At 69.8% G+C, this 23,236-nt stretch carries 27 protein-coding genes; 11 read left to right on the top strand and 16 right to left on the bottom strand.

All coding sequences use genetic code 11. The annotated features are described in order from the left end of the window. Positions 1 to 143 precede the first annotated feature (143 nt). Positions 144 to 791, top strand: coding sequence for a response regulator (locus tag JJ691_RS35520; RefSeq protein ID WP_211763920.1), 648 nt, complete (start codon positions 144 to 146; stop codon positions 789 to 791). 277 nt (positions 792 to 1,068) lie between these two features. On the opposite strand, the gene JJ691_RS35515 is transcribed toward JJ691_RS35520, so the two are convergent. The 6 genes from JJ691_RS35515 to rpmB all read right to left on the bottom strand — a co-directional run bounded on the left by JJ691_RS35515 (position 1,069) and on the right by rpmB (position 4,247). Beyond that, positions 1,069 to 2,520, bottom strand: a complete 1,452-nt coding sequence (locus tag JJ691_RS35515; RefSeq protein WP_211771907.1) for a GGDEF domain-containing protein — start codon at positions 2,518 to 2,520, stop codon at positions 1,069 to 1,071. Between the two features lie 98 nt (positions 2,521 to 2,618). Next, a complete protein-coding gene (gene bluB / locus JJ691_RS35510; RefSeq protein ID WP_211763919.1) occupies positions 2,619 to 3,254 on the bottom strand; it encodes a 5,6-dimethylbenzimidazole synthase in 636 nt (211 codons plus the stop codon). A gap of 53 nt (positions 3,255 to 3,307) precedes the next feature. Continuing rightward, the gene (gene rpsR / locus JJ691_RS35505; protein ID WP_211763918.1) at positions 3,308 to 3,547 is read right to left on the bottom strand and encodes a 30S ribosomal protein S18; all 240 of its coding nucleotides are present in this window, start codon (positions 3,545 to 3,547) and stop codon (positions 3,308 to 3,310) included. An 8-nt stretch (positions 3,548 to 3,555) separates the two neighbouring features. Next, positions 3,556 to 3,861, bottom strand: a complete 306-nt coding sequence (gene rpsN / locus JJ691_RS35500; protein ID WP_211763917.1) for a 30S ribosomal protein S14 — start codon at positions 3,859 to 3,861, stop codon at positions 3,556 to 3,558. Beyond that, positions 3,862 to 4,026: a 50S ribosomal protein L33 gene (rpmG, locus tag JJ691_RS35495; RefSeq protein WP_116177775.1), complete on the bottom strand. Its 165-nt coding sequence runs from the start codon at positions 4,024 to 4,026 to the stop codon at positions 3,862 to 3,864. It lies immediately after the preceding gene. Next, positions 4,026 to 4,247 carry a 50S ribosomal protein L28 gene (gene rpmB, locus JJ691_RS35490; protein WP_211763916.1) on the bottom strand — a complete coding sequence of 74 codons (222 nt, stop codon included), beginning with the start codon at positions 4,245 to 4,247 and terminating at the stop codon, positions 4,026 to 4,028. Before rpmB ends, rpmG begins: the two co-directional genes overlap by 1 nt. 98 nt (positions 4,248 to 4,345) lie before the next feature. Between rpmB and mrf the strand changes: the two genes are divergently transcribed. From mrf to rpmF, 3 genes are read left to right on the top strand one after another with little or no spacing between them, the layout of a single operon-like run. Then, positions 4,346 to 5,455, top strand: coding sequence for a ribosome hibernation factor-recruiting GTPase MRF (gene mrf / locus JJ691_RS35485; protein ID WP_211763915.1), 1,110 nt, complete (start codon positions 4,346 to 4,348; stop codon positions 5,453 to 5,455). Then, positions 5,452 to 5,703: a type B 50S ribosomal protein L31 gene (locus JJ691_RS35480; protein WP_211763914.1), complete on the top strand. Its 252-nt coding sequence runs from the start codon at positions 5,452 to 5,454 to the stop codon at positions 5,701 to 5,703. Before mrf ends, JJ691_RS35480 begins: the two co-directional genes overlap by 4 nt. Continuing rightward, positions 5,703 to 5,864, top strand: coding sequence for a 50S ribosomal protein L32 (gene rpmF / locus JJ691_RS35475; RefSeq protein WP_211763913.1), 162 nt, complete (start codon positions 5,703 to 5,705; stop codon positions 5,862 to 5,864). Before JJ691_RS35480 ends, rpmF begins: the two co-directional genes overlap by 1 nt. 80 nt (positions 5,865 to 5,944) lie before the next feature. Here the strand turns inward: rpmF and JJ691_RS35470 are convergent, their stop codons facing one another. Then, positions 5,945 to 6,607, bottom strand: a complete 663-nt coding sequence (locus tag JJ691_RS35470) for a histidine phosphatase family protein (RefSeq protein ID WP_211763912.1) — start codon at positions 6,605 to 6,607, stop codon at positions 5,945 to 5,947. Between the two features lie 83 nt (positions 6,608 to 6,690). Between JJ691_RS35470 and JJ691_RS35465 the strand changes: the two genes are divergently transcribed. Then, a complete protein-coding gene (locus tag JJ691_RS35465; RefSeq protein WP_211763911.1) occupies positions 6,691 to 7,302 on the top strand; it encodes a trimeric intracellular cation channel family protein in 612 nt (203 codons plus the stop codon). Here JJ691_RS35465 and JJ691_RS35460 read toward each other — a convergent pair. Continuing rightward, positions 7,232 to 7,738 carry a hypothetical protein gene (locus tag JJ691_RS35460; protein ID WP_211763910.1) on the bottom strand — a complete coding sequence of 169 codons (507 nt, stop codon included), beginning with the start codon at positions 7,736 to 7,738 and terminating at the stop codon, positions 7,232 to 7,234. The genes JJ691_RS35465 and JJ691_RS35460 overlap by 71 nt on opposite strands. 144 nt (positions 7,739 to 7,882) lie before the next feature. Here JJ691_RS35460 and JJ691_RS35455 point away from each other — a divergent pair, with 144 nt between their 5' ends. Next, on the top strand, positions 7,883 to 8,578 hold the full coding sequence (locus JJ691_RS35455; RefSeq protein WP_211763909.1) for a response regulator transcription factor: 696 nt from the start codon (positions 7,883 to 7,885) through the stop codon (positions 8,576 to 8,578). 2 nt (positions 8,579 to 8,580) lie between these two features. Beyond that, complete coding sequence (locus tag JJ691_RS35450) at positions 8,581 to 9,954, top strand: sensor histidine kinase (protein ID WP_211771906.1); 1,374 nt, start codon at positions 8,581 to 8,583, stop codon at positions 9,952 to 9,954. A gap of 330 nt (positions 9,955 to 10,284) precedes the next feature. Here the strand turns inward: JJ691_RS35450 and JJ691_RS35445 are convergent, their stop codons facing one another. The 3 genes from JJ691_RS35445 to JJ691_RS35435 are packed head-to-tail and all read right to left on the bottom strand — an operon-like array spanning position 10,285 to position 13,495. Further along, entirely contained in the window at positions 10,285 to 11,208 is a 924-nt protein-coding gene (locus JJ691_RS35445) for a carbohydrate ABC transporter permease (protein WP_211763908.1), read from the bottom strand. Next, a complete protein-coding gene (locus JJ691_RS35440; RefSeq protein WP_211763907.1) occupies positions 11,205 to 12,170 on the bottom strand; it encodes a carbohydrate ABC transporter permease in 966 nt (321 codons plus the stop codon). Before JJ691_RS35440 ends, JJ691_RS35445 begins: the two co-directional genes overlap by 4 nt. Positions 12,171 to 12,178: 8 nt before the next feature. Then, the gene (locus tag JJ691_RS35435; protein WP_211763906.1) at positions 12,179 to 13,495 is read right to left on the bottom strand and encodes an ABC transporter substrate-binding protein; all 1,317 of its coding nucleotides are present in this window, start codon (positions 13,493 to 13,495) and stop codon (positions 12,179 to 12,181) included. Positions 13,496 to 13,724: 229 nt separating this feature from the next. Between JJ691_RS35435 and JJ691_RS35430 the strand changes: the two genes are divergently transcribed. From JJ691_RS35430 to JJ691_RS35415, 4 genes are all read left to right on the top strand, one after another. Then, positions 13,725 to 15,716: a beta-galactosidase gene (locus JJ691_RS35430; protein ID WP_211763905.1), complete on the top strand. Its 1,992-nt coding sequence runs from the start codon at positions 13,725 to 13,727 to the stop codon at positions 15,714 to 15,716. A gap of 1 nt (position 15,717) precedes the next feature. After that, positions 15,718 to 16,527 (top strand): DeoR/GlpR family DNA-binding transcription regulator, encoded by an 810-nt coding sequence (locus tag JJ691_RS35425; RefSeq protein ID WP_211763904.1) that lies wholly within the window; start codon positions 15,718 to 15,720, stop codon positions 16,525 to 16,527. 20 nt (positions 16,528 to 16,547) lie between these two features. Beyond that, positions 16,548 to 17,630, top strand: coding sequence for a galactose-1-phosphate uridylyltransferase (gene galT / locus JJ691_RS35420; RefSeq protein WP_211771905.1), 1,083 nt, complete (start codon positions 16,548 to 16,550; stop codon positions 17,628 to 17,630). Positions 17,631 to 17,700: 70 nt separating this feature from the next. Beyond that, positions 17,701 to 19,272, top strand: a complete 1,572-nt coding sequence (locus tag JJ691_RS35415; protein WP_249227219.1) for a S1C family serine protease — start codon at positions 17,701 to 17,703, stop codon at positions 19,270 to 19,272. A gap of 252 nt (positions 19,273 to 19,524) precedes the next feature. Here the strand turns inward: JJ691_RS35415 and JJ691_RS35410 are convergent, their stop codons facing one another. The 5 genes from JJ691_RS35410 to JJ691_RS35390 all read right to left on the bottom strand — a co-directional run bounded on the left by JJ691_RS35410 (position 19,525) and on the right by JJ691_RS35390 (position 23,123). Next, the gene (locus tag JJ691_RS35410) at positions 19,525 to 20,007 is read right to left on the bottom strand and encodes a hypothetical protein (protein ID WP_211763903.1); all 483 of its coding nucleotides are present in this window, start codon (positions 20,005 to 20,007) and stop codon (positions 19,525 to 19,527) included. Next, positions 20,004 to 21,116 (bottom strand): molybdopterin-dependent oxidoreductase, encoded by a 1,113-nt coding sequence (locus JJ691_RS35405; protein ID WP_249228317.1) that lies wholly within the window; start codon positions 21,114 to 21,116, stop codon positions 20,004 to 20,006. The genes JJ691_RS35410 and JJ691_RS35405 overlap by 4 nt, the downstream gene beginning before the upstream one ends. A 68-nt stretch (positions 21,117 to 21,184) precedes the next feature. Beyond that, entirely contained in the window at positions 21,185 to 21,805 is a 621-nt protein-coding gene (locus JJ691_RS35400) for a methyltransferase domain-containing protein (protein ID WP_249227218.1), read from the bottom strand. Continuing rightward, positions 21,802 to 22,473: a TIGR04282 family arsenosugar biosynthesis glycosyltransferase gene (locus JJ691_RS35395; protein WP_211763901.1), complete on the bottom strand. Its 672-nt coding sequence runs from the start codon at positions 22,471 to 22,473 to the stop codon at positions 21,802 to 21,804. The genes JJ691_RS35400 and JJ691_RS35395 overlap by 4 nt, the downstream gene beginning before the upstream one ends. Further along, a complete protein-coding gene (locus tag JJ691_RS35390) occupies positions 22,470 to 23,123 on the bottom strand; it encodes a glycosyltransferase family 2 protein (RefSeq protein ID WP_249227217.1) in 654 nt (217 codons plus the stop codon). The genes JJ691_RS35395 and JJ691_RS35390 overlap by 4 nt, the downstream gene beginning before the upstream one ends. Positions 23,124 to 23,236 lie beyond the last annotated feature (113 nt).

Raw genomic sequence — 23,236 nt, 5'->3', positions numbered from 1 at the left:
TCGGTGCGTGCGTCAACTTGCCGGAACTTCTAGGCAAATCCGGGACCACATGATGAGATAACACCGCGGTAACCCGTGGTTGCGTCAAGATGAGTGATGCTTGGCTAAAGCGAGCACGCAGCGCCGAATCGGGGAGGCATCCGGTGATCAAGGTGATGCTGGCTGACGACGAGGATCTCGTCCGATCCGGCCTCAGGATGATTCTCAGCAGCGCCGGCGACATAGAGGTGGTCGCCGAGTGCGATGACGGCCTGCTCGTCGCCGACCTGGCGCGGCAGCACCGGCCGCACGTCGTGCTGCTCGACGTGCGGATGCGCTCCGCCGACGGGCTCGTCGCGCTGCGCCGGCTGCGCACCCTGCCCGAGCAGCCCCGGGTCGCCATGCTGACCACCTTCGACGTCGACGAGTACGTCTCGGAGGCGCTGCGCCTGGGCGCCAGCGGCTTCCTGCTCAAGGACACCGAGCCCGAACAGCTGGTCAAGGCCGTGCGCGACCTGGCTCGTGGCGGCGCCGTGCTCGACCCCGGCGTGGCCGCCCGCGTGCTCGCCGCCGTCGCCGACGGCGAACGCGCCGCCGAGCCCGCCCGCCGGCTGCTCACCTCCCTGTCCGAACGGGAGCGCGAGGTCCTCCAGCTCATCGGCCAGGGCATGTCCAACGCCGAGATCGGCGGCGCGCTGCACCTGTCCGAGGCCACCGTGAAGGGCTATGTCTCCTCGGTTCTCGGCAAGATCGGCGCTGTCAACCGCGTGCAGGCCGCTCTTGTCGCCTATCGAGGTGGGCTCATCGCCTGAACTGTTAATCATTGTTGAAGGGCCCTGGCGTTTTGCCGGGGTCCTTGGTCTACTCGGGTGGAAGATCAACACTGTCAACAATTAACGGCCCGTCTCATCTGATGGACACGGGCAGATTCACGCCCCCACCCACCCGGGGGCCGGCCCCGTCGCCAGTCTATCCGCGGCACGGGGAAGTGGATCTTGGATGCCGGTCGCCTGTGGACAGCTGGGGGGCGAGGGTGATCGCTGTGGATACCCGCCCGCCATATGCGTTGTGCAAGTTGCAAATGGAGAGTCAGCTCTCCGAGAGCTCGCCCATCCGGGCCATGGTCTCGTGCACCTCGACCCGGTTGCGGCCCTGGCGCTTGGCCCGGTAGAGGGCGATGTCGGCGGCGGCGAAGAGCTGGTCGAGCTTGGCGGGGCCGCCGGCGACGCCGATGGAGACGGTGGGGCGGCGGGCGGTGCCGAGCACGATGCGCCAGTCGTGCTGGTCGACGGCGGCGCGGATGCGTTCGGCCACGGCGGGGCCGACGTCGGCGCTGGGGCCGGCGTCACCGAGCAGGACGACGAACTCGTCACCGGCCCAGCGGGCGACCAGGTCGTCGCTGCGGCACTCCCGCCGAAGCAACCGGGCGATCTCCCGCAGGGCGGCGTCGCCGGCGGCGTGCCCGGCGTCGTCGTTGACGTCCTTGAACCAGTCGACGTCCACTAACACCAGCCATGGCACCTTGCCCTTGGAAGCGGTGCCCTCCAACAGCTGCTGGGCGCTGCGCTCCAGCCCGAGCCGGTTGGCCAGCCCGGTCAGCGGATCCCGGGCGGCGGCCTCCTGAGCGGCCATGGCCAGCTTCTGCGCCTGCACGGCCAGCCGCCGCTGCTCCAGCGCCTGCCCGAGCCCTTCCTGCAGCGTCTCGGTGGCGACGCGGCTCGCGGTCACGCTGCACCGCAGCGCGGCGGCCTCGCCGACCTCGTCCTCCATGGCGGCGCAGATGTCGGCCAGGTCCAGGGAGAACCGCAGCAGCAGGGAGTTGTCGTTGATCTTGTCGGCGGCGGCGACGGCCCGGCTGGCCATGGTCCGGGCCTGCACGAACTCGCCGAGACCACTGTGCACGCAGCCGAGCACCCAGTTGCCGACGGCCAGGGACCACAGGTCGCCGGACTCCTGCCCGTACGCCAGCACCTCAGTGGCGTGCCGGGCGGCCAGCTCCAGGTCGCCGGTGCCGGCCAGCGAACGCGAGTAGGCCCCGCGCAGCGCCCAGTAGCTGGCGTCGTCCGGCCCGACCATGGCCAAGCCCTCACCGAGGTGCTGCCGGGCCTCGCCGAAGATCTCGTGCGCGTTGACCGGACTGCCGTCGACGGCCCGGAAGTTCAGGGTGCCGCCGAGCCGTTGCAGGCACTGGGCGAGCGCCGACTTGTCGCCGGCCTCCCGGGCCACGTGCAGCGCCAGCCGGGTGATGTCCAGCGCCGCCCGCCGGTGGCCGATGCCCTCCAGCAGGTAGCCGAGCTGCCCGAGGGCCCGGGCGGCGAGCGTGCCGCTCGGCGGCTCGGAGTCCATTTCGGTCCAGCCCTCGGCGGCCAGCTCCAGCGCCAGCGGAATCCGGCGCAGCCGCCAGGCCATCGTCGCCCGGTGCACGAGCAGATAGGACCGGCCCCAGCGGTCGGCGTTGGTCGGTCCACGGGAGACGACCTGCTCGAACAGGGTGTTCGCCTCACCCAGGCGGCCAGCATTGATCAGCAGGCGCACGCGCATGTCCTGCTGCGGGAGCTGTCCCCCTACGAGCGAATCGTCCTGCTCCACTGGGTCCTCGACGTCCCCTGCTTCTTCGATGCGGTTCGACTCGGGCCAGGCTACCGGCCTGGCCGTTGACCGTACCGCTCATGGTGGACAACGTCATCGAGTGGCAACCGTTCCCGCCACCCGTGTCGCTCCAGATCGGGAACATCGGGCAGGTCGCGCACGCCACCGAGGCAGAGCCAGGCCACCGGGCGGATGCCGGCCGGCACGCCGAGCAGGCGGCGCAGGAAGTCCTCCCGGTAGAAGCTCACCCAGCCCAGGCCCAGTCCCTCGGCGGTGGCCGCCAGCCACAGGTTCTCGATGGCCAGGCACACCGAGTACAGGCCGGCGTCGGCGATGGCGTGCCGGCCGAGCACCGCCGGCGAGCCGCGCTCCGGGTCGTAGCAGACGACCACGCCGAGGCTGGACTCCAGCACGCCCTCGATCTTGATCCGGTCGAACACCGCGGCCCGCTCCGGGTCGAGCGAGGCCTCGAACACGCCGCGTTCGGCCAGCACGTGGTCGCGGAACTGCCGGCGCACGTGCTCGTCGGAGACGAGCACGAAGTCCCACGGCTGGGACAGCCCGACGCTCGGCGCCGCGTGCGCGGCCCGCAGCACCCGCTCCAACACGGCGGGGTCGATCGGCTCGCCGGTGAACTCGCGCCGGGTGTCGCGGCGGCGGTACAGCACGTCGTAGAGAGGATGCACATGCGCTTCCTACTTGACGTCAACGGTCAAGTAGGAAGCGCATGTGACCAATCTCAGCGCTGCGAAGGCCCCGGATAGGGCAAGAGGGCCATTTCACGCGCGTTCTTGATCGCGGTGGCGACCGCGCGCTGCTCCTGCGGCGTCAGCCCGGTCACGCGGCGGGAGCGGATCTTGCCGCGGTCGGAGATGAACTTGCGCAGCAGCGTGACGTCCTTCCAGTCCACTCGGGTCACGCCCTCGCGGCGAAGCAGGTTCACCTTGCGCCGTGGCGGGCGCCGGTCGGTCCTGGGCATGGTCGTCCTCACCAACTCGACTTGCTGACGCCGGGCAGCTCGCCACGGTGCGCGGCCTCGCGCAGCCGCAGCCGCGACAGCCCGAACTTGCGGAAGAAGCCGCGGGGACGCCCGTCCACCGCGTCCCGGTTGCGCAGGCGGGTCGGGCTGGCGTCACGGGGCAGCTTCTGCAGGCCGAGCGCGGCGGCCTCGCGCTCGGCCGGGCTGGCCGCCGGATTGGAGACGACCAGCTTCAGCTCGGCCCGACGCTGTGCGTAGCGGGCCACGGTCTCCCGGCGCTGGGCGTTCTTGGCGATCTTGGACTTCTTCGCCATTCAGCGCTCCTCGCGGAAGTCGACGTGCTTGCGGGCCACCGGGTCGAACTTGCGCAGCACCAGGCGGTCCGGGTCGTTGCGGCGGTTCTTGCGCGTGACGTAGGTGAAGCCGGTGCCCGCCGTGGAACGCAGCTTCACGATCGGTCGAACCTCGTTGCGAGCCATTACTGCTCCATTCCGGCCAGGACCGCGTCGATCCCCTTGCGGTCGATGGTCTTGATCGCCTTGGCGGACAGTCGCAGCGTCACCCAGCGCCGCTGGGACGGCACCCAGTAGCGGCGGCGCTGGAGATTCGGCTCCCAGCGGCGGGAGGTCCGCCGGTGCGAGTGCGACACCTGCTTGCCGTAGCCGGGGCCGCTGCCGGTCACCTGGCAGCGCTTAGCCATGCTGCACCTCCTTGTAACGACATTCGTTTTCAAAAATTCCCTCGGCAGGGTAGCGTGACCACCGCCGTAGATGGAAATCGTTCTCGATAGGAGGGCTCGTGTCCGTACCGATCGTGCTGGTCGGCGGCCTGGCGGCGACGGCGGCCGAGCGGGTGGCCGACGAACTGGCCGGCGGCGACACCGCCGTCGTGCACCACGACCTGAGCCGGGTGACCGAAGGTGTGGTGCGGCGACGGCTGCGACACCGCGGCGAGGACGCCTGGACCGTGCTCGAACTGGGTCACGGCTGCGTGTCGTGCACGATGCGCGAGGACCTGCTGCCGCTGGTGTCCCAGCTCTCGCAACGGGAGGACGTCCGCCGGATCGTGCTGCATCTGGATCCGCGGATGGAACCGGAACCGGTCTGCTGGGCGCTGGACCGTTCGCGGGTGCAGGCCGTGGTCACCGCCGTCGACCACGAACACTGGCTCGAGTGCGCCACCGGTGACACCACCATGCATGAACACGGACTCGGCGGGAGTGCCGACGACGCGCGCACGCTGGCTCAGGTCGCCGTCGGTCAGGTCGAGTTCGCCGACGTGCTCGTGCTCACCGGTCCGGCCGGCCGACTCGACGCCGCGTTCCGACGACTCGCGCCGACCGCTTTGCTGGTGCCATTGGGCGGGGTCGACTGGCTGTCCCGGCTGCCGGCCAACGCCCGGCGTGGACGTCCCGACAACGCGCACGGCCCGCTGCTGCGCGGCGAGCCGCCGCTGCACCGTGAGGACGGCTTCGAGCTGCTGCTGTTCAGCGAGCGGCGACCGTTCCATCCGGACCGCTTCCACGCCAACATCGACGTGCTGCTCGACGGTGTTGTGCGCACCAGGGGCCGATTCTGGCTCGCCAGCCGACCGGACATCGCCCTGTGGCTCGAATCCGCCGGCGGCGGACTCCAGATCGGCCACGCCGGGCCGTGGCTGGCGGCGATCGACGACTGGGAGGGCGTCGATGACGACCGTCGGGCCATGGCCGCCCTGAACTGGGACCCGTACTACGGCGACCGTGCCAACGAGATCGTCGTGCTCACCGACGGCGCCGACCACGCCGAGATCACCGCCGCGCTGCGCGACGCCCTCGTCACCGACGCCGAACTCGCGGCCGGACTGTCCGCCTGGGACGGCTACCGCGACCAGTACCTGTTCACCGACCGTGAGGACGAACTGCGATGAAGAACGGCATTCACCCCGACTACCACCCCGTGGTGTTCCAGGACTCCTCCACCGGGACCTCGTTCCTGACCCGGTCCACCGCCACCTCGGACCGGACCGTGGAATGGAGTGACGGCAACACCTATCCGCTGCTGGTGGTCGACATCACCGCCGACTCCCACCCGTTCTGGACCGGCGCCCAGCGCCTCGTCGACACCGCCGGCCGGGTCGAGAAGTTCAACCGCCGCTACGGGAAGAGGACCCGCTGATGGCCGTGCCCAAGCGCAAGACGTCGCGCAGCAACACCCGTCACCGCCGCGCCCAGTGGAAGGCGGTCGCCCCCGAGCTGGTGCCGATCGTCGTTGACGGCAAGCGAATCCTCGTGCCCCGTCACCTCATCCCCGCCTACCGCCGAGGCTTCCTGAGCTGACCTCAGTTGCCACATGTGGACCGCATTCGCGCGTGGAGGGCGAATGTGGTCCACATGTGGCAGAAGGGGGGAGGGGAGTGTCAGCGGACCGAGGTCTTCTGGGTGGTGCCGTCGGGGGACTGCCGCCACTGGCCGAAGGGGCGGTCGATGGTCCACTCCCCGTCGGCGTCCCGTTCCAGCACCCGGTACTCGCAGTGCCCGGGGTTGGACAGGGACTCGAACAGCTCGATGCTCCACGAGAACAGCCGCCGGCACAGCAGCCGCATGGCCAGCCCGTGCGAGACGACGAGCACGGTGTGCGGATGGCTGGCCTGCTGCAGCATGCGAAGCTCCAGCTCGGCCAGGAAGCTGGCGACGCGGTCGTCGACGTCGGCCCCGGACTCGCCGTGCGGCAGGCGGTAGAAGAAGTGGCCGAACTCGTGTCGGAGGCGCTTCTGCACCTCCTGCTCGACCGGGTCCTGGAGGTTGCCCCAGTCCTGCTCCCGCAGCCGGGGCTCGGCGACAGTCCGATCGGTGAGGTCCCGGACCCCGAGCAGTTCCAGCGTCTGTCTGGTGCGCAGGTACGGGCTCACGTAGGCGGCTACCGGCCCGGGTGCGAGCAACGCCCGGATCGCCGGCGCGGTGTCGGCCGCCTGCTGCTCGCCGCGTTTGGTCAACGGCAGCGCGTGGTCGGGGATCCGGCAGTACGCCAGCTCGTCGACGTTGCCGAGGCTCTCCCCGTGCCGTACCAGGATGATCCGCATGTTCCCCATTGTCGGGTGCGCTCCAACCGGACCATCCGGTCTCTACCGATAGTAGTTCGGCCGGCCCTCTACGCTGCGCAACCGTGGTCATTGAGCTGATTGGTCTAGTCGCGTTCGCGGCCTCCGGCGCGCTTGCCGCCGTGCGGGCCAAGCTGGACGTGTTCGGCGTGGTGGTGCTGGGTCTGACGACGGCGCTGGGCGGCGGCATCATCCGGGACCTGTTGCTCGGCATCCACCCGCCGACCACGCTGCGTAGCTGGCCCTACCTGCTCACGGCGGCGGTGACCGGGATCGTGGTGTTCTTCTTCCACCCGCAGGTCGCCCGCCTGCGCCGGTCGGTGCTGCTGGCCGACGCGGTGGGCCTGGGCGTGTTCGTCACGGCCGGCACGACAACGGCGCTGCAGCACGGGGTGCCGGCCTACACGGCCTGCCTGATCGGCATGACGGTCGGCATCGGCGGCGGCGCGATCCGGGACGTCCTGTTGCGGGAGATCCCGATGGTGCTGCGCAAGGAGATCTACGCGGTGGCGGCGCTGGCCGGCGCGGTGGTTGTGGCGGTCACGGCTTGGCTGGGCCTGCCCGACCTGTGGGGCACGGTGATCGGCTCGGCGCTGGTGGTGGCGATCAGGCTGACCGCGCTGTGGCGACACTGGAATGCGCCAGTGCCGCGTGCGGGCGAAACCGCTGAGAGCTGAGCCGCTCCACCCACGGCAGTTCGTCGAGGTGCGACCAGGTGTCCCGAGTGGTCCACGCGACCACACCGGCGCCATCGGTGCTGGCGTGCAGGTACGTGCCGGGCGTGACGTGAGGCGTCATCACGTCGACCAGCCGGCGCTGCTGGGCGACCTTGCTCACCCCGAACGAGACGACCAGCACCTCGTCCACGGGCTCGTCGGCCGGCTCGGCGTGCACGAGCCGGTAGCCGAGTTGGTGGCTGGTCCACTGCTCGTAATGCAGCACCAGGCGGCCGTCCGCGCCGAGCAGCACGCTGCGACTCAGGCAGTCCGCCGGCCACGCCCGGGACCGCCAGGTCTTCATGGCCGCGTCGGCCGCGCGCCGCTGGTCGTCGGTCCGCCAGGTGCGGATCACGATGCCCGCCACGTCGGGGCGGGCGATGTCGGGCAGGTCCATGCCGGACATGGTGGAACCTGGAGTTAACTAGAGGTCAACAGGTTACGGCCGGTAGCCGGCCGGCCCCTCACCCGGTCGGTGAAATTGTGCCTGTCCTTGGCCCCCTCTCAGGCACCTCTCAGGCCCGCAGGTAACACTTCGTTCATGCGCATCCTCGTAGTGGACGACGACCGGGCCGTGCGCGAGTCGCTCCGTCGCTCGCTGCAGTTCAACGGCTACCAGGTCGAGCTGGCCGGCGACGGCCAGCAGGCGCTGGAGGCCGTCACCGCGCAGCGTCCCGACGCGATGGTGCTGGACGTCATGATGCCCCGGCTGGACGGGCTGGAGGTGTGCCGGCGCCTGCGCGGCACCGGCGACGACCTGCCCATTCTCGTGCTCACCGCGCGTGACGCGGTGTCCGACCGGGTGGCCGGCCTGGACGCCGGCGCCGACGACTACCTGCCCAAGCCGTTCGCGCTGGAGGAGCTGCTGGCCCGGCTGCGGGCGCTGCTGCGGCGCGCGGTCGCCGACGAGGCGGCGGCCGGGGCGCCGTCGGCCACGATGCGCTTCTCCGACCTGGAGCTGGACCCGGGCACCCGCGAGGTGCGCCGCGGCGAGCGGCCCATCAGCCTGACCCGCACCGAGTTCAGCCTGCTCGAACTGTTCCTCGCCCACCCCAAGCAGGTCCTCACCAGGGGCCGGATCCTGGAGGACGTATGGGGCTACGACTTCCCGACCTCCGGGAACGCACTGGAGGTCTACGTCGGCTACTTGCGGCGAAAGACCGAGGCCGACGGCGAGCCGCGGCTGCTGCACACGGTGCGCGGCGTTGGCTACGTGCTCAGGGAGACCCCTCCGTGACCATGCCTCACGCCGAGGCCAAGCGGAACGTCTCGCTGCGCTCGCGGGTGATCTTGCTCACGGCGATCTGCGTGGCCGGGGCGGTGGCACTGGCCTCGGCCGGCGCGTTCATAGTGGTCAGCAGCAACCTGTACAGCCAGGTGCAGTCCACGGTGGAGTTCAACACCAAGAACACCGCGGCGGCGCTGGGCAGCGGGCAGTACCAGAACCTGACCCTGGTCGGCCCGCCCGACCTGACCTTCGCCCAGCTCTCGCCGGACGGCATGCTGCCCGAGTACGGCCGGCAGCCGCCGAAGATCTCCTCGGTCGAGCGCAACCTGCTCAGCAGTGAGCCGGGCACCTGCACCCAGCCGCGCACCGACAACACCACACACACGGTGGTGATGGCGTGCGTCTACCGTCCCAGCCAGGTTCTGGTGGTCGCGCAGTCGCTCCAGCCGACCGAGAGCCTGCTGCAGAAGTTGGCTCTGGTGCTGGTGTTCGTCGGCATCGGCGGCGTGCTGGTGGCGGCGCTGGCCGGCACGGCGGTGGCGCAGGGCGGCCTGCGGCCGGTGACCCGGCTGCGACAGGCGGCCGAGCACGTCTCCGCCACGGGTGATCTGCGGCCGATCCCGGTCACCGGCGACGACGAACTGTCGTTGCTCACCACCAGTTTCAACACCATGCTGGGCGCACTGGCCGAGTCGCAGGAACGGCAGCGGCGGCTGGTCGGCGACGCCGGCCACGAGCTGCGCACCCCGCTGACCTCCTTGCGCACCAACCTGGAGCTGCTGCTGGCCTCGGAGAAGCCGGGCGCGCCAACGCTGTCCGCCGAGGACCGGCGGGAGATCTACGACGACGTGCAGGCCCAGATCGCCGAGATGACCACGCTGATCGGCGACCTGGTCGAGCTGGCCCGTGAGGACGCGCCGCAGGCCGTGCACGAGCCGGTGGACATGGTGGAGCTGGTCGAGCGGGCGCTGGACCGGGCCCGCCGGCGGGCCGTCGGCCAGCAGTTCCTGGTCACCGTGCAGCCCTGGTATTTACTGGGCGAGGCGCACGCGCTCGAGCGGGCGGTGCTCAACCTGCTCGACAACGCGGTCAAGTTCACCCCGGCCGACGGCATCGTCCGGCTGGAGATGAAGCCGGTCGGCGACGGCACGATGCTGATCGAGGTCGCCGACAGCGGACCGGGCATCGCCGAGGCTGACCTGCCGCACGTGTTCGAGCGGTTCTACCGGTCCTCGGAAGCGCGGACGCTGCCCGGCTCGGGTCTGGGCCTGGCGATCGTGGCTCAGGCGGCGGAACGGCACGGGGGCAAGGCGTACGCGGGGCGGGCGCCGGAAGGCGGAGCCTTGATGACCATGCGCCTGCCCGGACGCCCGAGCCCGGCATAACCGGGCGAGTCCCGCTCAGCGCCAGAGCGAGTTGCGGGTTTTGCGCGAGTCCCGCTCTGGGGCAGGTGAGTTGCAGGTTCTGGGGGCGGGGGTCTTTTCGGGCGTGGTGGTTGCCGATCGCGCGAGTCCCGCCCTCGGGCGCCACGGCGAGTCCCGCCCTCGGGACAGTCTCAGCGTGGTGCGTTGGGCGGTGGGTCCCGAGGACGGGACTCGCCTGCCCGAGGACGGGACTCGCGTCTCTACATCGGTTTGGCAGGCCCGATCTCCCTGCGCCGCCGGGCCTGATCTCTTGTGCTGGCAGGCCCGTCTGTGGCCTGCCAGCCTTGCGTGCTAGCCCTTGTTGGCGCCGAGGGTGAGGCCGCTGACGAACTGGCGTTGCAGGGCCAGGTAGATGACCAGGGTGGGGATCGCGGTGAGCAGGGCGCCGGCGGCGATCAGGTTCTGGTTGCTGAAGTACTGCCCCTGCAGGCTGGCGATGGCCGAGGTGATGGGGCGGTCGGACCCGGTCTGGAACAGCACCAGGCCCCAGAAGAAGTCGTTGTAGATCCAGATGGTCAGCAGCGTGGCCAGCGCGGCGAAGGCGGGCCGGCACAGCGGCAGGATGATCTGCCAGAACTGCCGGAACACCGACGCCCCGTCGACCAGCGCCGCCTCGGTGAGCTCGTGCGGGATGGTCTTCATGTAGTTGCTGAGCACGAACGTGCAGAACCCGCTCTGGAACGCCACGTGGATCAGGATCACGCCGAGGAACGAGTTGTACATCAGTCCGGAGCCGCCGGACAGCCAGTCCGGCAGCGGGATGAGCAGGTACATCCGGAACAGCGGCGTGATGATCACCTGCGGCGGCAGCAGGTTGCCCGCGGTGAACAGCATCAGCAGGAACAGGTTGACCTTGAAGTTGAAGCGTGACACGAAGAACGCCACCGACGCGGAGAACAGCAGCGTCACCAGCACGGCCGGGACGGTGATGATCACCGAGTTGAGGAAGTAGTGCGGCAGCCCCGCCTGCTCCCAGGCGTTCTGGTAGTTCTCGAACGTCAGCGAGCTGGCCAGCGAGAAGTAGCCGTGCTGCGAGGTGTCCGCGAACGTGCGCAGCGAGGTGTACACCGCCCACACCAGCGGCACCAGCCACACCAGCGCGGTGACGGTCAGGAACACATGCAGCACGACGCGCGCCGGCCGCACCGGCCGGCGCCGGGGCGTCGGGGCCGGCCGGGGCGCCGCCGCGGCCGGGACTTCTGCGACGGCGGTCATGCCTGCTGGTCCTTCCGGAAGGTCTGGAACACGTACGACACGATCGGCACCAGCGAGATCACCAGCAGCACCACCGCCAGCGCCGAGCCGTAGCCGACCAGGCTGGACTCGCCGAGGATGTTGTTGGCGATCAGGATGGACAGCAGCTCCAGGCCGGGCTTGGTGCCGTTGCTGCCGGCGACCACGTACACCAGGTCGAACGCGCGCAGCGACTCGATGATCGTCACCACCAGGATGATGATGTTGATCGGCTTGAGCGCCGGGAACGTGACCCGCATGAACGTCTGCCACTCGCTGGCCCCGTCCAGCGCCGCCGCCTCGCGCAGCGACGGGTCGGCGCCCTTCAGGCCGGCCAGGTACAGGATCATGATGTACGCGGCCTGCTTCCAGCTGGCCGCGATCAGCACGGCCCACAGGTTCAGGTGCGAGTCGCCGAGCCACTCGATGTAGGACGTGCCGGGCTTGTTGGCGCCCAGAATGCTGTTGACCAGGCCGTTGTCCGGGTCGTAGATGGTCTGCCAGATGAACCCGGTCACCGCCGCCGAGATGACCACCGGCAGGAAGATCGCGGTCTGGTAGAACCGGGTGAACCGGATGCTCTTGTCCAGCTGGTAGGCCAGGAACACGCCGAACGGGGTCGGCAGCAGCACGAAGAACACCAGCCAGATCACGTTGTGCTGCACGGCCGGCCAGAAGGTCGGCGACACCGTGAACATGGTGACGTAGTTCTGCACGCCGACGAACTTGATCGTGGCCAGCCCGCCGATGCCGTCCCAGCTCGAGAACGACAGCAGCACCGACACGAGGGTCGGCACCCACACCAGCGCCACGTGCAGCAGGGTGGGGATGCCGACCATCAGGCCGAGCACGATCTTGTCCTGTCCGGTGAGCCGGCGAACGCGGCGAGAGCCGGACACGCCGGCCCTCGCGACGTTCTCGGCCGCGTCGGTGATGACGGTCATGGCCACCTTCAGGACTGGAAGTACTGCGACTTCTGCGACTGGATCTGGGTGAGCAGCGAGTCGGAGGTGTTCGGGCTCTGCACGAACTGCGCGAACGCCGGCTCGACGACGTTCTGGATGAAGCCCGGGTCGCTGTCCCGGTCGCCGAACTGGGACAGCTGCTTGGCGTCGGCGACGAACTTGACCGCCTTCTGCTGCAGCGTCCCGTACTTGCTGGTGTCGGCCTTCTCGTTGACGGCCAGGTTGGACGAGTCGATGGACAGATAGGTGTCCTCGGCCGCCGCGCTGCCCAGGTACTCCAGCAGCTTCTTGGCGCCGTCGGGGTTCTTCGGGTTCTTGGACAGCAGGAAGCCGTCCATCGGCGCCTCGACGGCGTCGATGCCGTACTGGGAGTTGATCTCCGGGAAGGCGAAGAAGTCCAGGTCGTCGTAGGCCGACTTGTCGGTGAAGGACTGGCCGACGAACATGCCGATCACCATCATGCCGCCGGTCTTGTTGACCAGCGCGGCCGACGCGTCCTCCCACTTCTTGCTGGAGGCGCCCGCCTGGTAGTACGGCAGCATCCGCTTCCAGGAGTCCATCACCGACTTGACCTTCGCGTCGGCCCAGGACTCCTTGCCGTGCATCAGGTCCATGTGGAACTGGTAGCCGTTGGTGCGCATGTTCAGGTAGTCGAACGTGCCCAGCAGCATCCAGCTCTCGCCGCCGCCGAAGCCCTGCACGAACGGCGACAGGCCGTCGCCCTGCATCTTCTTGGCCAGGTTGATCAGGTCGTCGAAGGTCTTGGGGACCTCGTAGCCCTTCTCCTGGAACAGGCTCTTCCGGTAGAAGACGCCCCACGGGTAGTTGTAGATCGGCACGAAGTAGTAGTGCCCGTCCGCGGGGTTCTTCGACAGGTCCTTGACCGCCTGCGGGAAGTTGCCGCCGATCTTGTCCCACACGTCGTCGATCGGGGTGAGCAGCTTCTTGTTGGCGAAGAACTGCATCCGGTAGCCGGCGAACCAGGTGAACACGTCGTCCGGCGTGCCCTGCAGGTAGCTGTTGATGTTCTGCTGGAACGCGTTGTGGTCCTGCACGTTCGGCTTGGCGGTGAGGCCGCCGGACTGCTTGGCGAACGCGTCCAGCACGGCCTGGTAGGCCTGCTTGGGCTTGGCGTCGGAGCCGTTCGAGCCGAACGTGACGGTGTTCGGGTCAGACGCCGCCGAGCCGCCGGAGCCGCAGGCGGCGAGCCCGGGCACGGCCGCGAGACCGGCGCCCGCGAGCAGCACCTTGAGCACCGACCGCCGGTCGAGTGTGGGCAGTTGGCCTGGTCTTGGGCGCGCCATCGGGCCCCTCCCGTGTCGAGTGTGAACCAACGGACTCAAACAAAGTTGCGCACAATGTTGTACCCGTCACAAGAGATGTCAAGACCCAGTTCTTCCTGGTTGCTCCCTGTAGACCAGTGAGAACGGTCCGCTCAGGGGTGTCACCCCAGTGACGGGGATAACAGTTATCAAGTCGTAGCCTGTTTGAGTGTGTTGACGTTTGGTGTGTGTGTAGTCCACGCTTGCGGCCGTGACCGGATGGCCGACCGGACTGCGGGGTCCCTGCTGGGGTGGTGACTACAACCCCGAGCAGTGGCCCGAGCACGTCTGGACCCAGGACGTGGAGCTGATGAAGCGGGCCGGGGTGAACCTGGTCAGCGTCGGCATCTTCGCCTGGGCCCGGCTGGAGGTGGCCGACAACCGGTTCGACTTCGGCTGGCTGGACCAGGTGCTCGACCAGTTGCACGAGGGCGGCATCCGGGTCTGCCTGGCCAACGCGACCGCCTCCCCGCCGCCGTGGCTGACCGCGGCCAACCCGGACATGCTGCCGGTGCGGGCCGACGGCGTGCGGCTGTCCCACGGCTCCCGGCAGGAGTACTGCCCGACCTCGCCGGTCTACCGCGACCGGGCCATCGCGCTGACCGAGAAGATCGCCCTGCGCTACGGCGAACACCCGGCGCTGGCCGCCTGGCACGTCAACAACGAGTACGGCTGCCACGTGTCGCGCTGCTACTGCGACCGCTGCGCCGAGGTGTTCCGGGACTGGCTTCGCGCCCGCTACGACCTGGACGGGCTGAACCGGGCCTGGGGCACGGACTTCTGGAGCCAGCACTACTCCTCGTGGGACCAGGTGCTGCCGCCGCGGGTGACGCCGACGTACCAGAATCCCGGCCAGGTGTTGGACTTTGCGCGGTTCTGCTCCGACGCGCTGTTGGACCTGTTCTGCGCCGAGCGGGACGTGCTCAAGGACGTCACCCCGGACGTGCCGGTGACCACCAACTTCATGGTCGGCTGGACGTTCAAGGCGTTCAACTACTGGCACTGGGCGGCCGAGGTCGACTTCGTGGCCAACGACCACTACACGCGGGCCGCCGATCCGGAGCGGCACGTCGAGCTGGCGCTGTCGGCCGACCTGGTGCGCGGGCTGTCCCGCGGTGAGCCGTGGCTGCTGATGGAGCACTCCACCTCGGCGGTGAACTGGCAGCCGCGCAACTTCGCCAAGCTGGGCGGGGAACTGCGCCGCAACTCCTTCTCGCACCTGGCCCGCGGCGCCGACGGCACGCTGTTCTTCCAGTGGCGGCAGTCGGCGGCCGGGGCCGAGCGCTTCCACTCGGCGATGCTGCCGCACGCCGGCGAGGACACGAAGGTGTTCCGCGAGGTCACCCAGGTGGGGGAGGAGTACCAGCGGCTGGCCGAGCTGATCGGGTCCACTGTGGACGCCCAGGTTGCGCTGGTCTACGACTTCGAGTCGGCCTGGGCGGCCGAGCAGCCGGCCCATCCGACTTCCGACTTCGACTACTACGGCGTGGTGCTCGGTGTGTACCGGGCGCTGTGGCAGTCCGGGGTCACGGTGGACGTGGTGCCGCCGTCGGGCGATCTCGCCGGCTACCGGCTGGTGGTCGTGCCGTCGCTCTACCAGGTGACCGACCACGAGGCCTGCTGGCTGGAGGACTACGTGCGCGCCGGCGGCCACGCGGTGCTGACCTGGTTCTCCGGCATCGCCGACGAGAACTCGCGGGTGCGGCTCGGCGGCTACCCCGGGGCCTTCCGTGAGCTGCTCGGCCTAAGGGTGGAGGAGTTCTTCCCGCTGCCGGCCGGCGACAACGTTCAGTTGACCGGCGGCCTGGCCGCATCAGGTTGGTCGGAGTTGCTGCACACCAACGGATGCGAGGTTGTTGCGTCCTATGTGGATGGTCCACTGCCGGGCGTTCCGGCGGTGACCCGCAACGAATTCGGCGATGGTGTGGCGTGGTACCTGGCGACCACGCTGAGCCCCGACAGCGCGGTCGCGGTGTTCGCTGACGCGCTGGCCGGGGCAGGGGCCATCCCGGTCGCACCCGCCCCGGTCGGCGTGGAAGTCGTGCGGCGGCGCGGCGAGCGGATATCCTGGCTGGTGGCGATCAACCACACCGACACGGACGTGGTGCTGCCGGTGGAAGGCGTGGAATTGATCTCCGGTGTCGACACGTCCGGCGGTCTGCCGGTCCCGGCGGGCGGAGTCGCCGTGGTCCGGGAGGTGTGAGGTGCTCGCACGGCAGCGTCAGGCGGTGATCCTGGAGGAGATCCGGCGGATCGGCGCCGTCAAGGTCAGCGACCTGGTGGTCCGGCTCGGGGTCTCGGACATGACCGTCCGGCGCGACCTGGACGTGTTGGCCGGCCGAGGATTGCTTGAAAAGGTTTACGGCGGCGCGACCACGGTCGGCGGGCGCAGCACCGACGAGCCCGGCTTCGAGGCCAAGTCGGTCCGGCAGCTGCCGGAGAAGGAGGCCATCGCCCGGCTGGCCGCCGACCTGGTCCGCCCTGGCACCGCGATCGGCCTGTCCGCCGGCACCACCACCTGGACGATGGCCCGCTTCCTGGACGACGTGCCCGACCTGACCGTGGTCACCAACTCCATTCGGGTGGCCGACGTACTCCAACTGCGCGGCCGCACCGACCGCACCGTGGTGCTCACCGGCGGCGTGCGCACCCCGTCGGACGCGCTGGTCGGTCCGGTCGCCGTGCAGGCGCTGCGCTCGCTGCACCTGGACGTGGTCTTCCTCGGCGTGCACGGCATGGCCCCGCGAGCTGGCTTCACCACCCCCAACCTCAACGAGAGCGAGACCAACCGCGCGCTGGTGGACGCCGCCGGTCGGGTGGTCGTGGTCGCTGACAGCACCAAGTGGGGCACCGTCGGCATCTCCACCATCGCCGATCTCGACGAGGCCGACGTGTTAGTCAGCGACACCGGGCTTTCCGAGCAGGCCAAACAGGTGTTGACCGAGAGCGTGGGCGAGCTTCGGCTGGCCGAGCAGGCCAAACAGGGACAGGAACAACAGGGAGTCGGTGCGTGACCGAGGCATCCACCAGCAGCATCCGGCGCACCTCCAGGAGGTTGGCGGACGGCCGCGAGATCATCTACTTCGACGACACCCCGACGGCGCCCGAGCGCGTCGCCGTGGACACGCGTGACCTGCCGGAGCAGGCCCCGCACAGCGAGGTCCGGCGGGACCCGCTGACCAACGAGTGGGTCGGCATCGCCGCGCACCGGCAGACCCGCACCTACAAGCCGCCGGCCGACCTGTGCCCGCTGTGCCCGAGCTCGCCCGGGCGGCCCACCGAGGTGCCCGAGTCCAGCTACGACGTGGTGGTGTTCGAGAACCGCTTCCCGTCGTTCGCCGAGTCGGTGCCGGACGTGCCGTCCACTGTGGACGGGATGCCGATGGTGGCCCGCGCCCCCGGCCGCGGCCGGTGCGAGGTGGTCTGCTTCACCTCCGACCACAACAGCTCGTTCGGCGCGCTGACCCCGCGCCGCGTGCGCACCGTGGTCGACGTGTGGGCCGACCGCACCGAGGCGTTCGCCAAGCTGCCCGGCGTGGAGCAGGTCTTCCCGTTCGAGAACCGCGGCGAGGAGATCGGCGTCACCCTCAGCCACCCGCACGGGCAGATCTACGGCTACCCGTTCGTCACGCCGAAGACCTCGCGCATGCTGGAGGTCGCGGGGGAATATCTTGCGGCACATGGCACTCACGTGCTCGGTGACGTGCTCGCGGCCGAGCGGGCCGCCGGCACCCGGGTCGTCGCGTCGTCCGATCACTGGACGGCCTACGTTCCCTCGGCCGCCCGCTGGCCGGTCGAGGTGCACGTGGTGCCACACCGCCAGGTGCCCGATCTGCCCGCGTTGTCCGAAGTGGAGCGTGACGACTTCGCGGTGCTCTACCTGGAGGTGCTGCGCCGGCTGGACGGCCTGTACAACCGGCCGCTGCCCTACATCGCCGCCTGGCACCAGGCGCCGGTGCGCACCGGGCGTGACCTGGCCTGGCTGCACCTGGAGGTGTTCTCGGTGCTGCGCACCGCGGACAAGCTCAAGTACCTGGCCGGATCCGAGTCGGGCATGGCCGTGTGGATCAACGACACCGCCCCGGAACAGGTAGCTGAGAGGTTGCGGGCGATCTGAGGGGGATTCCTCACAACACGCCCAGGATGGTCTCAGGTCGCTCTCAGCAACACCGGGCACAGTTACTGCCATGACGGAGAACTTCCCGGGTGCCGCTGGGCCCACGCCCGAGCGGCCCGAGCAGCCCGCTGAGCAGGCGACCCAGCACGACCCGGCGGCCAACCACGAGGCGACCCCACCGGCCGCCCCGCCGGCCGCCGGCGCCCCGGGCACGCCCTCGTGGAGCCCGTGGGCTCCGCAGGGCCAGGAGCGACCCGCGCAGGAGCAGGGCCTGCCGGGTCAGGAACCGCCGACTGGGCAGGCGTGGCAGCAGGGTGCCGCGCAGCCCGTCGGCGGCCCCCAGCAACCGGAATACCAGCACACGGCCGCCTTCGCGCAGCCCGGCTACGCCCAGATGCCGCCCGGCACCAACCCGCTGACCCTGAACGCCGAACAGCCGCACGGGGTGTACACCACGCCGCGCAAGCCCGGCCGCACCAAGCTGGTGGTCGGCGTCGCCGTGCTGGCGCTGCTGGTCGGGGGCGGCGCCGGCGCGCTCGGCGGCTACCTGGCCGCCGCCAACGGCGCCGGCGCGTACAACTCGGTGTTCGCCAACACCCCCGCGCAGGCCGCCTCCAACGCCGCGCCGGGCTCGGTCACCGACGTGGCCAACAAGGTGCTGCCGACCGTCGTCGAGATCAAGACCCAGGAGGGCGAGGGCTCCGGCTTCATCGTCTCCTCCGACGGCCAGATCATCACCAACAACCACGTGATCGCCTCGGCCATCGGCGGCGGCGCCATCGAGGTCGACTTCCAGAACGGCAAGACCGCCCAGGCCAAGATCATCGGCCGGGACCCCACGACCGACGTGGCCGTGATCAAGGCCCAGGGCGTCTCCGGGCTGCCGACCGCCACCCTCGGCACGTCCAGCAGCCTGCAGATCGGCCAGCAGGTGGTGGCCATCGGCTCGCCGTTCGACCTGGCCGGCACCGTGACCAGCGGCATCGTGTCCTCGCTGCACCGGCCGGTCAACGTCGGCGACGAACTGGACCAGGGCCAGGGGCAAGGCCAGGGCCAGGGACAAGGCGGCGGTGGCTTCGGCGGCGGTCCGTTCGGCGGGCTCGGCGGCGGCCAGCAGCAACAGCAACAGCAGCAGGGCGCCTCGCAGCAGACCGTGCTGGACGCCATCCAGACCGACGCCGCGATCAACCCCGGCAACTCCGGCGGGCCGCTGGTGAACATGCAGGGCCAGGTCATCGGCATGAACTCGGCGATCTCCAGCCCCAACTCCAGCGCGCAGAGCCAGGGCGGCTCGGTCGGCATCGGCTTCTCCATCCCGATCGACCAGGCCAAGCGGACCGCGCAGCAGATCATCCAGACCGGCAAGGCCACCCAGGCCCAGCTCGGCGTGTCGGTCACCGACACGCAGAACGGCACCGGCGCGACGATCAAGGACGTCACCGCGGGCGGCGCCGCCGACAAGGCCGGCATCAAGGCCGGCGACGTGGTCACCAAGCTCAACGACCGGGTCGTCACCGACGCCGACAGCCTCGTCGCCGCCGTGCACGCCCAGGCCTCCGGCGACAACGTGACGCTCACCCTGTCCAGCGGCAAGACCGCGCAGGCCACGCTCACCGGCAAGACGATCGACGTCCAGAACTGAGTTCTTGCCGCGCGTTCCGCGCGGGGCTCGGCCCCTTCGGGGGCCGATGCCTCGCGCTCCCTTGCGGTGGCGGGGCCGAGCGTGAGTGCAGAACCAGGACCTGGATGGGTCGGTTCCCGGAATTCGGGGCCGGGGACCAATCCATCCACGGAACGGCTGTTCCCGGCAATCGGGGGCCGGGAACAGCCAAGGAATCCCGATCCGCCGCCATCGGATCGGGCCAACGGGACCAGAAGCTCGCCGGGAAACCCCTCACCCGGCCAGCGACTGGTCCCGTTCTGTCGTGTCATGAAGGGGCCCTTCCTGACGTTCAACGTCAGGAAGGGCCCCTTCATGAGCTCGGAGTCGCGCGGTGCGGGTCCGCAGCAGGCCGGCGAGCAGGACCACCGCCCACAGGACCGCCAGGGTGATCAGCGTGTCGGTGACGTAGTCCCGGTCGTGCAGGCCGGGTTTCGGCGGGAAGCCGTACTCGCGCCAGGCCTCGGTGACGGCCAGGTAGGTGATGATCGCCGTCGACCCGATGCCGAAGTGCAGGGGCCAGCGCCAGGCGGGGCTGGTCCAGCGGGCCACGGCCAGGCTGGCCAGGCCGGCGACCGGCAGCACCACGGCGTCGTCGAGGATGGGCGGCGCGAGGAACCAGGTCCAGACGTCCTTGATCATCGGGTACGTCATCCACGCGCCCCAGGCCAGCGCGGCCAGCCCCAACAGCCCGAGCAGGGCCCTGGCAGTCCTCACGTGATCACCTCCAGCCGTCGCACCCACTTGGTCTGCAACACCCCGGGCCGGCTCGGCGCGATGATCCGGCACGGATAGCCGTGATCGAGGTCGAGCACCTGGCCCTCCAGCCGCAAAGCCAGCAGCGTCAACGGATCCGCGGTGTGCGTGCCGGGCAGGGTCGTCGAGTTGTACAGGCCGCCCTTCTCCAGCGAGCTGACCCGGATCGACGAGCCTGGCGGTGCGCCAACGGCGGCCAGCAGATCCATCACCGGCACACCGGTCCAGTTGGCGGTCTGGCTCCAGCCCTCGACGCAGGCGATCGGCAGCGCCGCGGTGGTCTGCCGCATCGTCTGCAACTGCTCCCGGGAGAACATCGTCGTGCCCTGCGGGCCAACGACTTCCAGCCGCCAGCTCGAATCCACCGTCGCCACACTGGCTTCCTTGGCCGTGCGGTTGACCGGCAGGCCCTGCAGACCGTCGTTGGATCGCTCGGACAGCGCGGACACGTTGCGCAGGAACGGAATCGTGCTGCCGCCGAACACCAGCACCGCCACGCCGCTGGTCAGCCAGGTCGTGCGCAGGAACGCCCGTCGGCCCACGTCGATCTCGCGGCGCTTGTCCTTGCTCAGCGACTCCCGGATCAGCGGCAGCTTCACCGCGATGTGCACCAGCAGCGACCCGAAAGCCACCCAGGCCACCGCGTAGTGCGCCGTGGTGAAGAAGAAGTTCCACGGATAGTTCTGTGCCGCGTTGAACGTCCCCGACGCCAGCTCGAAGAACGCCGCCCCGGCCAGCACCAGAATGGAGATCCGCTCCAGCGCGTGCAGGACGGACTTCACGGCCGGCCGCTCGAACAGCTTCGGGTAGACCGTCCACAGCTTGGCGATGAGCAGCGGAATCGCCGCCACCCCGGAGATGACGTGCGCGCCCTGCGTGATCCGGTACAGGTTGACCGGGCGGCTCGGCCAGGAGAACCACCCGGCCGGATGCTGGATGAAGTGGCTGATCACGCCGGTGACGAAGCAGATCGTGAACGCGATACCCAGCCACGTCCCGACCCGCGAGGTCACCTTGGGGTCGTGCACCCGGCTGTTGAACCGCAGCAGTCCGAACGCCCTGTCCTGCAACCGCTTCGCCCGCTCGACCAGCAGCCCCAGTCGGCCCTGCGGGTTCTTGGCCAGGTCCCGAACTCTGGTCAGGACCGCTGGAGCTCGGCGAACCACCGTCCGCCCCTTTCGTTCAGCCATCGGATGTCCAGGCCGGCCTCGGCGGCGGTGCGGTCCAGGCCGTCGGGGCCGACCCGGGCCCAGTCGAACCAGCCGCCACGGCCGTCCACACTGGACAGTCGGACCTGTTGGCGGCGCAGGCCGGTGCCGGGCGGGTCGAGCTCGGTCAGCACGCTGCCGCCCGGCCGGAGCAGTTCACGGACCCGGCGCAGCAGGGCGACCGGGTCGCCGCCGATGCCGATGTTGCCATCGGCCAGCAGGACGTGCCGCCAGCGGCCCTCGCCGGGGATGTGGTCGAACACGTTGCGGCACAAGGCGGGCGCGCCACGGGCGGTGGTCAGTTCCACCGCGACCGGCGACACGTCGACGCCGAGCGCGATCACGCCCCGTCGGACCAGTGCGTCCACCAGTCGACCCGGGCCGCAGCCGACGTCCAGTGTCGGCCCGAGGCATGCGGCCAACAGCAGTTCGTCGGCGCTGTCCGGATCGTCTCGCCACCTGGTCACCGGCAACATCACTCGCTCCCCGTTCGCGCACTCCAGCCAGCAGTGCTCGCCGAGCAGCCCGGGATCGAACTCGGTCGTGGTCACGGGATGGGCTGCCCGGCCGTGCTGATCGCCGCGACCGCGGCCGCGAACCTGCTGCCCGGCACCAGTTTCGCCACCCGCCGCGCGTCCTCGACGGTGTCCACATCGGACAGCACCGGCAGTGGTGCGACGTGCAGGTCCAGGTCGTGCAACGCGTCCAGGGTGCGGCTGCCGGTGTCCGGCTGCGACATCGGGACGTAGCGCAACGCCCTGGCGTGCAATGGATCCTTCAGTCCCAGGACCCACCAGCCGCCGTCCTCGGCGAGGCCGAGCGCGGCGTCGCCGGTCACGGTCCCGGCGATCGCCGAGCCGAGCAGCCAGGGCGTCACCTGCGGCGTGTCCATGCCGATCTGCACCACCGGCAGGTCGGCGACATCGTGGTGGGCGTTCGCCAGCCGTTCGGCGAAGTCGTCGCCACGCTGGGGAATCACGTCGAACCAGCGCAATGTCCGGCGCAGCTCGGCGGCCCGCGCGGTGGCTTCGAGATCACCGGTCATCGCGACGACCCGCCTGACCCGCGGCACCGACAGCACGGCGTCGAGCGTGTCCAGCAACGACGCGGCGGCCACCTCGGCGGCCTGTTCCGGCGTCGCCGCCGGCGTCAGCCGGGTCTTGGCCAGCCCCGGCACCGGAGCCTTGGCCACCACCAGCACACAAGCGCGATCGGTCATCGCAGCACCCCCGCCATGTCGTGCACGGCCCGCAGGGTGCCGCGCACGGAACCGGAAACCTTGGACTTCGTGCCGGCGGTCCGTGGCCGATAGGTCACGTCCGACTCGACGACCCGCCATTTCGCGTCGGCGGCACGAATGAGCAGTTCGAGTGGATAACCGAAGGCGCGGTCCTCGACGCCGAGTCGGAGCAGCTGTTCACGGCGGGCGGCCCGCATGGGCGCGATGTCCCGCACCTTCAGGCCCCGCCGTCGCATCAACGCGGCGAGAATGCGGTTGCCCAGCCGGGCATGCCACGGCCAGCTGCCCCGTCCTTGCGGAATTCGCCGCCCCACAGCCATGTCGGCGTCGCCGTCTCTGACCCGTCGCACGAGTTCGGGCAGCTGCTGGGGATCCAGCGACCCGTCGGCGTCGAGAAAGCAGACTATGTCGGCGGTCGCGTGCTCAAGACCGGTGTGCACGGCCGCGCCGTATCCCCGCCGCGACTCGCGCACGACCGTGGCGCCATGCGCCGCGGCCACCTCCGGCGACCCGTCCGACGACCCGTTGTCCACGACGATCGCGCGATATCCCGGCGGCAGCGCGGTCAGCACGGCCGGCAGCGCCAATGCCTCGTCGAGACACGGCAGCACCACATCGACGGTATCCACCCGGCCGAAGTTAGGGCCGGCGCGGAACCGGCAGAACCCTTTCCGTGCTTACCGAAAACTGACGGATCGGAAAGTCTTACGGAGTTCTTTCGAATCGCGATTCCGGCTGGCGT

The organism is Kutzneria sp. CA-103260, from assembly GCF_018263855.1.
GTDB lineage: Bacteria > Actinomycetota > Actinomycetes > Mycobacteriales > Pseudonocardiaceae > Kutzneria.
This window is presented reverse-complemented; position numbering and strand designations above follow the sequence as displayed.

What these genes read in the sequence shown, in the direction of transcription:
- JJ691_RS35515 (WP_211771907.1), bottom strand. Translation starts at nt 2,520, where the DNA reads ATGCGCGTGCGCCTGCTGATCAATGCTGGCCGCCTGGGTGAGGCGAAC.
- rpsR (WP_211763918.1), bottom strand. Translation starts at nt 3,547, where the DNA reads ATGCCCAGGACCGACCGGCGCCCGCCACGGCGCAAGGTGAACCTGCTT.
- rpsN (WP_211763917.1), bottom strand. Translation starts at nt 3,861, where the DNA reads ATGGCGAAGAAGTCCAAGATCGCCAAGAACGCCCAGCGCCGGGAGACC.
- rpmG (WP_116177775.1), bottom strand. Translation starts at nt 4,026, where the DNA reads ATGGCTCGCAACGAGGTTCGACCGATCGTGAAGCTGCGTTCCACGGCG.
- rpmB (WP_211763916.1), bottom strand. Translation starts at nt 4,247, where the DNA reads ATGGCTAAGCGCTGCCAGGTGACCGGCAGCGGCCCCGGCTACGGCAAG.
- JJ691_RS35480 (WP_211763914.1), top strand. Translation starts at nt 5,452, where the DNA reads ATGAAGAACGGCATTCACCCCGACTACCACCCCGTGGTGTTCCAGGAC.
- rpmF (WP_211763913.1), top strand. Translation starts at nt 5,703, where the DNA reads ATGGCCGTGCCCAAGCGCAAGACGTCGCGCAGCAACACCCGTCACCGC.
- JJ691_RS35470 (WP_211763912.1), bottom strand. Translation starts at nt 6,607, where the DNA reads ATGCGGATCATCCTGGTACGGCACGGGGAGAGCCTCGGCAACGTCGAC.
- JJ691_RS35460 (WP_211763910.1), bottom strand. Translation starts at nt 7,738, where the DNA reads ATGGACCTGCCCGACATCGCCCGCCCCGACGTGGCGGGCATCGTGATC.
- JJ691_RS35455 (WP_211763909.1), top strand. Translation starts at nt 7,883, where the DNA reads ATGCGCATCCTCGTAGTGGACGACGACCGGGCCGTGCGCGAGTCGCTC.
- JJ691_RS35450 (WP_211771906.1), top strand. Translation starts at nt 8,581, where the DNA reads ATGCCTCACGCCGAGGCCAAGCGGAACGTCTCGCTGCGCTCGCGGGTG.
- JJ691_RS35445 (WP_211763908.1), bottom strand. Translation starts at nt 11,208, where the DNA reads ATGACCGCCGTCGCAGAAGTCCCGGCCGCGGCGGCGCCCCGGCCGGCC.
- JJ691_RS35440 (WP_211763907.1), bottom strand. Translation starts at nt 12,170, where the DNA reads ATGACCGTCATCACCGACGCGGCCGAGAACGTCGCGAGGGCCGGCGTG.
- JJ691_RS35435 (WP_211763906.1), bottom strand. Translation starts at nt 13,495, where the DNA reads ATGGCGCGCCCAAGACCAGGCCAACTGCCCACACTCGACCGGCGGTCG.
- JJ691_RS35415 (WP_249227219.1), top strand. Translation starts at nt 17,701, where the DNA reads ATGACGGAGAACTTCCCGGGTGCCGCTGGGCCCACGCCCGAGCGGCCC.
- JJ691_RS35395 (WP_211763901.1), bottom strand. Translation starts at nt 22,473, where the DNA reads ATGACCGATCGCGCTTGTGTGCTGGTGGTGGCCAAGGCTCCGGTGCCG.